This window comes from Anaerolineales bacterium (assembly GCA_022866145.1).
Taxonomy (GTDB): domain Bacteria; phylum Chloroflexota; class Anaerolineae; order Anaerolineales; family E44-bin32; genus PFL42.
In genome coordinates this window covers 1-9,547 of record JALHUE010000011.1, presented here as the reverse complement: position 1 = coordinate 9,547, position 9,547 = coordinate 1, and the positions used below count along the sequence as shown (strand labels likewise).

Sequence of the window (9,547 nt, the reverse complement as noted above, 5' to 3'; positions counted from 1 at the left end):
TTCGCCCGCGTCGCCGAATTCGTGGCCCGGCACGCCGGAGCCCCGTCTTGAGCCGCGACCTGCGGACAGTTTCGGCCTCGCTCCTGCTGTGGGGGATCGGCGAGGGCATGTTCATGTACTTCCTGGCGATCTACCTGGAGACGCTGGGGGCGAGCCCTGTCCAGATCGGAGGGATTCTCGGGATTGCCGGCGCCGCCCTGGCGCTGACCCACATCCCCGCCGGCGCCCTTTCCGACATCGTCAGCCGGCGGGCAATGATGGTCGTTTCGTGGACCCTGGGGACGGTTGCCACCTGGGTGATGTTCGCCGCCTCAACGCTGCCGATTTTCTCCGTTGGGCTGGTGATGTACTTCATGACCAACTTCGTCATGGCCCCAATGTCATCGTACATCACCAGCGGCCGCGGGCAGTGGCCGGCGGCTCGCGCCCTGACCACGGTGTACGCCGGCTACTCGGTGGGCGCCATCGCCGGCCCTCTGATCGGCGGGTTGCTGGCGCCGCGCCTGGGGGTGCGTCCCCTGTTCGCCATCGCCGGCGTATTCTTCATCTTCTCCACCGTGCTCATCCTGCTGATCCGGGCTCAGCCGCCAGAAGCCTCGGCGCCCGGTCAGCGGTATCGGCCCCTGCTGCGCAACCGGCGCCTGGCACACTTCCTCCCGCTGGCCTTCCTGGCCATGTTTGCGATGTACCTCAGCTGGCCGCTGACGCCCAACTACCTGCAGGACTTGCACGCGGTGTCGCTCTCGTCCCTGGGGGCCTTCGGCGCCTTCAACGCCCTGGGTGTGCTCATCCTCAATTTGACCCTCGGCCGGCGGTCCACGGTGCCGGCGTTCCTGCTCAGCCAGGTGTTGGTCGGCGTCTCCGTCTTGCTCTTCTGGCAGGCCTCAGCCGCAGCGGCCTTCGCCCTGGCTTACTTCCTGGCCGGCGGCTTCCGTTCCTCCCGAAGCCTGATCATCGCCATGGTCGATGGCTTCGTCGGGCGGGCCGAGTTGGGCATGGCGTTCGGCCTGATGGAGACCGTCGGCGCCCTGGTGATCGTGGCCGCCCCGCCCTTGGCCGGGGTGCTGTATGAGATCCGGCCGGATCTTCCCTACCCGGTGTCGCTAGTGCTGATTGCCTTTGGAGTCGCCCTCTCGGCTGTGTACATGCGACGCACCCACCTGCCCCCGGCCCCGGTGGAGGTGGTGATGGTCGAGCGCATCCCCGGCGGCGACTAGCCGGTCGCCCGGGCGGGGTTTAATCGCGCCCAACCCCACCGGAGTTCCGGCCGGGAACGGATCGAAGGAGAGCGGCGGGCGGTTGAGAGTGCCGGCCGCCCCCCACCGACAAGGGGAACCGTCGCAGCCGGCGATGCCCTCCGGCAGCGCCGCCATCGGCTCGAGAGCGCGAGGTCGATATGGAAGCATGGCTGGCGTGGGGGATCCCGTTGATCGTCGGCCTGCAGGCACTGGGCGATTGGCTGTTTGTGCCGATGCGCTTCTTCAGCCTTCTGGGCAGCGAGGCCTTCTATCTCTTGATCATGCCCAGCGTCCTGTGGTGCCTGGACCCCGGGATCGGGCTGCGCATGGGTCTGGTGCTGCTGACCAGCGCCTCCATCAACAACATCCTGAAACTGACCTTTGGCTGGCCGCGGCCGTACTGGGTAAGCGACCAGGTGCGTGCCCTGGCGCATGAGGGCTCCTTCGGCATGCCGTCGGGGCACGCCCAGAACGCACTTGCCGTGTGGGGCATCCTCGCACTCCAACGGCGGCGGATGGCCTGGGGGATCCTGCTTGGCGCATTGATCTTGGCGATCTCCCTCTCCCGACTGTACCTCGGCGTACATTTCCCCAGCGACGTGATCGGCGGTTGGCTGGTGGGTGCGATCGTGCTGCTGGTGGTCACGCTGCTGGAACGCCCCTTCGAGGCCTGGCTCTTCCGCCAGCCGCCGGGGCTGCAGCTGCTCTCACCCATGATCCTCTCGCTCGGGTTGCTGGCGGCCGGGCTGCTGGTCGCCGACCGGACGGCCGAGCGGATCGTGCCCGGCGAGTGGACGGCCGCCGCCGCAGCAGCATTCCCGGACGAAGCCACGATCGACCCCAAGAACCCGAGTGGGATTGTCTCCGCCTCCGGCAGCCTGTTAGGGCTGGGTGTGGGCGCAGTCCTACTGCGCCGCTGGGGTCGCTTCCGCGCCGCAGGACCGGTGGGTCAGCGGTTGCTGCGACTGATCGCCGGGCTGGCGGGGATCATGATCCTCTACTACGGCCTGGGAGCCCTGCGACCGCACGGCGTGGGTGACCTGTCGCAAGCCTTGCGGTTCGTGAACTACGCCGCCGTGGGACTGTGGATTGCCTTCGGCGCACCCTGGGCGTTTGTTCGCCTGAAACTCGCCTAGCCCTAAGACGGTCCTGCCCCATCTGCCGCCCGGCCGTGCTCACTGGTTCATCAGCCCCCCTCTGGCAATTCCGCCTAATTCAGTCCCCAATCCTGCCGGTTGTAATACTCCTATTGTGACAACGGCCACTTAGGCGGACCGGACTACTCGGGTAGACTTCTTGACACATATATGGCTATATGTATATAGCGAAGATTGGAGGCGAAATGCTGCCCTCGCTCCACAAGGAGGTTCACCAGCTGCACTCACACCTGTGCGCCGGCCTGGCGGACCCGACCCGCATCCTGCTGTTGTATGCCTTGGTGGACGGCCCCCACAACGTGACCGAGCTCACCCAGGCCGTGGGCGCGCCCCAGCCCACCGTCTCCCGCCATCTCAAGGTGCTGCGCGAACGGGGTCTGGTCAAGGCCCAGCGCGAGGGACAGTCGATCTACTACGCCGTCGCCGACATGCGTGTTGTCCAGGCGCTCGATCTGATGCGGGCTGTGCTGGCCGAGTCACTGAAGTCTCAGGCGGAGCTCGCCGATAGCGCCAACCAGCCGCTGACAGCCGCCTAGTCCGACGAGGAGTGAACCGATGAAAACCCTGCTGATCCTGGGAGCCGGAACCGCCGGCACGATGGTCGCCAACAAAATGTCCCAGCACCTGGATCCCACCGAGTGGAAGATGATCATCGTCGACGCCGACGAGAACCACTACTATCAGCCCGGCCTGCTGTTCATCCCCTTCGGCATCTACGCCCCCGGCGACGTGGTCAAGAAGAAGCGCGATTTCCTTCCGCCCACGGCGGAGTTCGTGATCTCGGACATCGAATTGATCGAGCCGGACGCCAACCGGGTTGGCCTGGCCCGTGACAACCGGACGATCGAATATGACTATCTGGTGATCGCCACCGGCACCCAGATCCACCCCGAGCAGATCCCTGGGCTGCGCGACAACGGCTGGCACAAGAACGTCTTTGACTTCTACACCCACGAGGGCGCTGTCGCCCTGAGCCGGTTCCTTAAGTTCTGGAAGGGCGGCCGGCTGGTCCTGAATGTTGTCGAGATGCCAATCAAGTGCCCGGTGGCGCCGCTGGAGTTCCTCTTTCTGGCCGACTGGTACTTCCAGCAACGCGGCATGCGCGATCGGGTGGAACTGGTGTATGCCACACCCCTGTCGGGCGCATTCACCAAGCCCAAGGCCTCCGCCATGCTCGGCGATATGCTCCAGCGCAAGAATATCCTGCTGGAGCCGGATTTCAACCTGATGGAGGTCGACCACGAGAAGCATGCCCTGCGCTCGTACGACGAGCGCGAGGTCCCCTTCGATCTTCTGGTGAGTGTCCCCACCAACATGGGTTCGCCCGTCATCCAGCGTTCCGGGATGGGCAACGAGCTGAACTATGTGCCAACCCACAAGCACACCCTGCAGTCGATCAAGTGGCAGAACGTGTGGGTGATCGGCGACGCCGCCGATGTCCCCACCTCGAAGGCGGGCTCGGTCGCCCACTTCATGCTGGAGGTCCTGGTCGAGAACATGCTCCGCCACATGGAGGGCCTGGATCCGCTGCCCAAGTTCGATGGCCACGCCAACTGCTTCATCGAGTCCGGCTTCGACAAGGGGATCCTGATCGATTTCAATTACGACGTCGAGCCGCTTCCGGGCAAGTATCCGCTCCCCGGCCTCGGGCCGTTCTCCCTGCTCCAGGAGTCACCCGTCAACCACTGGGGCAAGATGACCTTCCGCTGGGTGTACTGGAACGTGCTGCTCAAGGGCGGCGAGTTGCCCTTCGAGTCCCAGATGACCATGGCCGGGAAGTGGAGCTGAGAGGTCGGGATGGACACCTCACTCGCCCTCGACGACCTGGCCCTGCTGCACGCCAAGCTCGACCATCTGACCAACCTGCTGGAAGGACAGCGGCGCCGCCAGCAGGAAATGGACGAACTCAAGCGCGATCTGATTCCAATCGCCAATCAGATGGTGCAGTTGACCATCGACCAGCTGGCGGAGATCGACAGCGAATTCCAGCTCGAGGACCTGCTGTACCTGCTCAAGCGCCTGCTACGAAATACCCGCAAGCTGGTCATGGCGCTGGATCGGCTGGACGCGGTGATGGGCCTGGCCGACGAAGCCACGCTGATCGGACCCCAGGTATTTGATCAGGCGGTGGAGACGCTGGATCAGCTGGAGCGCAAGGGCTATTTCCGCCTCGCCCGCCAGGGAGGGCGGATCGTCGATCAGATCGTGACCGAATTCAGCGAAGACGACGTCCGCCTGCTGGGTGACAACATCGTGCTGATCCTGAACACCATCAAGGACCTTACCCAGCCGGAGATCCTCCGCTTTGTTCGAAGCACGCTCCTGATCGCCGAGCAGGAGATCGACAAGCCGGTCGATGTCTCGTACGGCGGTCTGTTGCGCCAGATGCGCGACCCGGCTGTCCGCCGCGGTCTGGCCCTGACGATGCGCGTCCTGCATGTCATCGGCGCCCCGGCGGACGACCGCGAGCGGCCGCAGGCCGCTGGAGGGCTGAGCCCCGGCTGACCCTGCGCCCAATGGCGAAACCACACCCGTCGAGGGACCGTAATCCACCATCAGGAGGATGGGCATGGCAACCCGCACGATCGCTGGCAGGACAGTTCAAGTCAATGACGAAGGCTTTATGACCGACCCGGCCGAGTGGGCCCGGGAGATCGCGGTCGAGATCGCCCGGGATGAGGCGATCGATCCGCTCAGCGAGGCCCACTGGCAGGTGATCGACTTCTGCCGCAAGGCCGCCCAGGATTCCGGCAAGGCGCCGACCCTGCGCCAGATCACAACCGGCACCGGGATCACCACCAAGGATCTGTTCGCGCTATACCCGAAGGGACCGGCCAAGAAGGTCGCGCGCATCTCCGGGCTCGGCAAGCCCGAAGGCTGCGTCTAGCCGCCCGCTGCATTCCATCAACCAAGGGAGAAATGAAAATGGCTGAGAAGAACCGCAAGATGGCATTCATCTGCTCGAAGGGCGACCTGGACATGGCCTACCCGGCGCTGATCATGGGCTGGGCTGCGCTCGGCGACGGGATCGACGTGATGGTCTTCTTCACGTTCTGGGGGATGGATATGATCACCAAGTCGCGTTTCCACCGACTGGAGATCGCGCCCGTGGCCAATACCAGCATGAAGATGAAGCTGATGGGCCTGCCAACAGGCAACCTCGGGATCCCGAATTGGATGGGCATCCTGCCCGGGATGACGGCCTTCGCCACCTGGCTGATGCGCAAGAAGATGGCCGGCGTCGGCGCGCCTCCAGTGCCCGAGTACCTGCAGATGATGGTCGACGGCGGCGCCAAGCTGTACGCCTGCAAGATGACGGGCGATATGATGGGCCTCAAGAAAGAGGACTACATCGATGCCGTGGCCGACATTGTGACGGTCAATGAGTTCCTGGACATGACCGAAGACGCGCAGATCATCTTCATCTAGTCGGCCTGCCGGCGCCAGGCTCGGCCATCGAGTTGGATAGAAAGCGGTTGCCGGGCCGGCGGCCTGCCTCAAGGTTGCTGCCTCACGAATCCGTGGTGGCCGGCGGGGGCATCCGTCCCGCCTCACGACCCAGCTTCCGGGAATCTGTCCGCCTAGCCCGGCCCGCCCTGCGCCTGTCGGCGATCCTGAGACTCGGAGGTCAGGCGATCCATTCGCGCCACAGGTACCAATGTCCGCCCCGGTCGCCGGCACGCTGGGGCGCCCGATCGTAGTACAGATCAAACACCCGCCCGGGCGATGTCCGCAGACGGAAGTAGAACCGGCCCACCCCCCAAGAACCGCGGCGGGCCGCCGTCGTCCGATGGGCAGGCTGCATGTTGAGGGCCATCCGGCCCCGGCGGCGGTAGTCGGTCCAGGTCGCCAAGACGGCTTCGACCCGCAAGGTTGTGCCTTCCCAGCGGAAGGCGACCGGTGCGTCCGGCGTCTTGGTCAGCGCCGGGGCATGCTCGAATTCGACCACCACCTCAGCATCAATGAACGGGCCCGGGCGCAAGCCTTCGGTTGACATCTCGTGCGAAGCCTCGATCAGCCCCCGTGGGACAGCTGCCAGCCTGTCCGCCACAGGTTCCGGGGCCCTCGCTCCCCCTGTCGCTGGCAATCAGGCCCAGCGGGGGGAACCGCTTTGGACTCGGCCCGACCCAGGGCTCGCCCACAAGACCCAGCCAAAAAGGGAGAGACGGCCGGAGGGCGTGGATCGGCGGCTGCGCTGGCGACCGGGCACAAGGACAGGCGGCCCTGGCTACTCGGCCTCCTGCTTGCCGGTTTCCTTCTGGCGAGCGGCGATGATCTGCTCGGCGATGTGCGCCGGCACCACCTCATGGTGGCTGTAGTCCATCGTGAACGCGCCGCGCCCGCCGGTGATCGAACGCAGGTCACTCGTGTAGCGCAAGATCTCGGCATGCGGAATCTGAGCTATGACCGTGGTCCGCCCGCGCTCGGTGTCCATCCCCTGTACCCTCGCCCGGCGGGTGTTCAGGTCTCCCATCACATCCCCCAGGCTGGCTTCCGGGATCGCCACCCGGACCGTCATGATCGGCTCCAGCAGCACCGGACCGGCCTCGCGGAACGCCAGCTTGAAGGACTCGCGGCCGGCCACTTCGAAGGCCACCGCCTTCGAGTCCACCGGGTGCTCCTTGCCGTCGGTCACCATCACCCGGACGTTGTGCACCGGGTAGCCGGCGAGCACCCCGCTCTTCAGCACACCGCGCACGCCCTTCTCAATGGCGGGCATGAAGGAGTGGGAGATCGCCCCCCCGACCACCTTGTTCTCAAAGGAGAAGTCCTCGTCCGGCAGCGGCTCGACGGCCAGGTGGACCTCGGCGAACTGCCCGGCGCCGCCGGTCTGCTTCTTGTGGCGGTGCATCGCCTGGCCGGACCTGGTGATCGTCTCGCGGTAGGGAACGCGTGGGGTCTCGGTCAGCAAGCCCACCTGGAATTTGCTCTCTGCCCGGCGGATGCCGACATCGATATGCTGGTCGCCCATGCCCTGCAGGATGGTCTGGTTCGTGCTCGGTTCCTGGTGCCACTTGATCGTCGGGTCTTCTTCGGACAACCGGGAGAGTGCGGTGCCCATCTTGGTCGAATCCGCCTGGGTTTTCGGCAGGACGGCCACGGCATACAAGGCGTTGGGATAGGCCGGCACCGGCAGCGACAGCGGGTGGGGTTTTTCGCACAACGTGTCGCCGGTTCCGGCGGCGCTGAGCTTGGCCACCGTCCCGATATCGCCGGCGTGCAGCACCCTGACCGGGATCTGCTCCTTGCCTCGCATCACGTGCAGGGTGCCGACCCGCTCTTCGCTACTCTTAGTCTGATTCCACAGCCGGCTGTCGGACTGCAGGGCACTCGAGTACACCCGAAGGTACGTCAGCTTGCCGACGAAAGGATCGGCGGTGGTCTTCCAGACATACACCGCCAGCGGCCCGCTGTCGCTGGCGGGGAGCGTCTCCTCGCCCTTGCCGCCCTGGGCCACGGCGGCCGGCACTTCGGCCGGGGAGGGGATCAAGCTGAGAATCGCCTCCAGCAGGGGTGCCCCGCCGACACCCGCCGTCCCCGCCGTTGAGAGCACCGGGACGAACCGGCCGGAGCGCACGGCGGCGCGGAACCCGCGCTTCACTTCGTCCGCACTCAGCGCCTCGCCATTCAGGTACTTCTCCAGCAGGTTGTCATCGCCTTCGGCGGCCGCTTCGACCAGGCGCAGGCGGGCCGCGTCGGCCTCTGCCTGCAAGCCGGCCGGGATCGGCTCCTGCTGCTCACCGGTGCCGGTGCGGGCGGTCATGCTGAACAGATCGATGACCCCCTTGTAGTCGTGCCCCTCACCCATCGGCAGCTGAATCGGCACGAACGTCACGTCGCCCGAGAGCTGGCGAATCGAATCCAGCGCCCGCTGGAAGCTGGCGTTCTCGCGGTCCATCTTGGCGATGACGACGAAGCGCGGCAGCTTGAAAGCATCGCAATACTGCCAGACGACCTCCGTGCCGACCTCGACGCCGGCGACGGAATCCACCAGCACCACAGCCCCGTCCGCCACCCGCAGCGCCGAAATCACCTCGCCGATAAAGTCAGTGTACCCGGGTGCGTCGAGGACGTTCACCTTGTGGTCTTTGTATTCCAGGCTGAGGATCGCGGTCGAGAGGGAGAGCTTGCGGCGGATCTCTTCGTCTTCGAAGTCGGAGACCGTGTTGCCTTCTTCGATCTTGCCCAGGCGGTTGACCGCGCCCGTCAGGTACAGCAACGCCTCGGCCAAGGAGGACTTGCCCGCGCCGCCATGGGAAACCAGAGCGACGTTCCGCAGGGATTCGGTTGGATATTCCTTCATGCGCAGTAGGTCCCTCAAGCGGAGATTGTGAGAGTGTGAATTGTAAGAGAGGTGGAGCGGGTTGTCAAAACGCCTATGCCGCCGGGGTCGCGCCCGGGCCTGTGCTAGAATCGCGGCGGTCGTTCGGTCAGCCTGATGCTGTTCAACCAGTATTCCTTCGTCATCCTCTCCGCGGCGGCCGTCGGGGGACTGCTGCTGTGGGCCGCTTTACGCGGCTTTCGGGCCGAGACGCTAGTGGCCGTGGCCGCGCTAGCGCTGGGCTGCGCCCTGGCCTTCCTGTTGTTTGCGCCGCGCCCGTCCACTCCTTCAAGCACCGGCGATCCCGAGGCGTGGATCGGCGCCGGGACACCGCTGCTGCTGGAGTTTCAGAGCCCCTTCTGACTGGCGTGCATGGCCGCCAAGCCGGTCGTTGACCGGCTCGAAGAGCAGTTCGACCCGCAGCTGGCGGTGATTCGGTTGAACGTCCAGAATGCAGCCACTGAGCCTCTAGCCCGCCGTTACGGCGTGCAGTACACGCCGACCTTCCTGCTGTTCGACGGCCAGGGGCAGATCCTGCTGCGCAGCGTCGGCGCCATCGACCCTCAGGTGGTTGAGCGAGCCTTGAGCGGCGCAGCATGAAGCGGCTGTTCTTTGAACTTCGCTACTTGCTGGGTGACACTCCTTGGGACACCGGCGTCTCGCCTCCCGAACTTCTGGCTTACCTCCACCGACATCCCCCGGGGCGGGCGCTCGATCTGGGCTGCGGCACGGGAACCAACACTCTGGCCCTGGCCGAACGCGGTTGGGAGGTCACGGCGATCGACTTCTCGTCGGGCGCTCTGCGGGTCGCCCGCCGCAGGTTCTCACGG

12 protein-coding genes are annotated in these 9,547 nt (G+C 65.5%); 10 read left to right on the top strand and 2 right to left on the bottom strand.

The window, feature by feature from the left end; genetic code table 11:
- From MUO23_00375 to MUO23_00345, 7 genes are all read left to right on the top strand, one after another.
- On the top strand, nt 1-1,217 hold a 1,217-nt coding region (locus tag MUO23_00375), incomplete at its 5' end, for an MFS transporter (protein MCJ7511405.1).
- A 179-nt stretch (nt 1,218-1,396) separates the two neighbouring features.
- Nucleotides 1,397-2,374 (top strand): phosphatase PAP2 family protein, encoded by a 978-nt coding sequence (locus MUO23_00370; GenBank protein MCJ7511404.1) that lies wholly within the window; start codon nt 1,397-1,399, stop codon nt 2,372-2,374.
- Nucleotides 2,375-2,580: 206 nt separating this feature from the next.
- On the top strand, nt 2,581-2,931 hold the full coding sequence (locus MUO23_00365; GenBank protein MCJ7511403.1) for a metalloregulator ArsR/SmtB family transcription factor: 351 nt from the start codon (nt 2,581-2,583) through the stop codon (nt 2,929-2,931).
- 19 nt (nt 2,932-2,950) lie between these two features.
- Nucleotides 2,951-4,183, top strand: a complete 1,233-nt coding sequence (locus MUO23_00360) for an NAD(P)/FAD-dependent oxidoreductase (protein MCJ7511402.1) — start codon at nt 2,951-2,953, stop codon at nt 4,181-4,183.
- A gap of 9 nt (nt 4,184-4,192) precedes the next feature.
- The gene (locus MUO23_00355) at nt 4,193-4,900 is read left to right on the top strand and encodes a DUF1641 domain-containing protein (GenBank protein ID MCJ7511401.1); all 708 of its coding nucleotides are present in this window, start codon (nt 4,193-4,195) and stop codon (nt 4,898-4,900) included.
- Between the two features lie 64 nt (nt 4,901-4,964).
- Nucleotides 4,965-5,282 carry a TusE/DsrC/DsvC family sulfur relay protein gene (locus tag MUO23_00350; protein ID MCJ7511400.1) on the top strand — a complete coding sequence of 106 codons (318 nt, stop codon included), beginning with the start codon at nt 4,965-4,967 and terminating at the stop codon, nt 5,280-5,282.
- Nucleotides 5,283-5,320: 38 nt separating this feature from the next.
- Nucleotides 5,321-5,824 carry a DsrE/DsrF/DrsH-like family protein gene (locus MUO23_00345; GenBank protein MCJ7511399.1) on the top strand — a complete coding sequence of 168 codons (504 nt, stop codon included), beginning with the start codon at nt 5,321-5,323 and terminating at the stop codon, nt 5,822-5,824.
- Between the two features lie 199 nt (nt 5,825-6,023).
- On the opposite strand, the gene MUO23_00340 is transcribed toward MUO23_00345, so the two are convergent.
- Nucleotides 6,024-6,392, bottom strand: coding sequence for a DUF6504 family protein (locus MUO23_00340; protein MCJ7511398.1), 369 nt, complete (start codon nt 6,390-6,392; stop codon nt 6,024-6,026).
- Between the two features lie 231 nt (nt 6,393-6,623).
- The gene (gene fusA, locus MUO23_00335) at nt 6,624-8,699 is read right to left on the bottom strand and encodes an elongation factor G (protein ID MCJ7511397.1); all 2,076 of its coding nucleotides are present in this window, start codon (nt 8,697-8,699) and stop codon (nt 6,624-6,626) included.
- Nucleotides 8,700-8,834: 135 nt separating this feature from the next.
- Here fusA and MUO23_00330 point away from each other — a divergent pair, with 135 nt between their 5' ends.
- The 3 genes from MUO23_00330 to MUO23_00320 all read left to right on the top strand — a co-directional run.
- Complete coding sequence (locus MUO23_00330) at nt 8,835-9,080, top strand: hypothetical protein (GenBank protein MCJ7511396.1); 246 nt, start codon at nt 8,835-8,837, stop codon at nt 9,078-9,080.
- A 9-nt stretch (nt 9,081-9,089) separates the two neighbouring features.
- Nucleotides 9,090-9,317 (top strand): thioredoxin family protein, encoded by a 228-nt coding sequence (locus MUO23_00325; GenBank protein ID MCJ7511395.1) that lies wholly within the window; start codon nt 9,090-9,092, stop codon nt 9,315-9,317.
- The coding region (locus MUO23_00320) for a methyltransferase domain-containing protein (GenBank protein ID MCJ7511394.1) at nt 9,314-9,547 on the top strand (234 nt) is incomplete at its 3' end. The genes MUO23_00325 and MUO23_00320, both read left to right, overlap by 4 nt.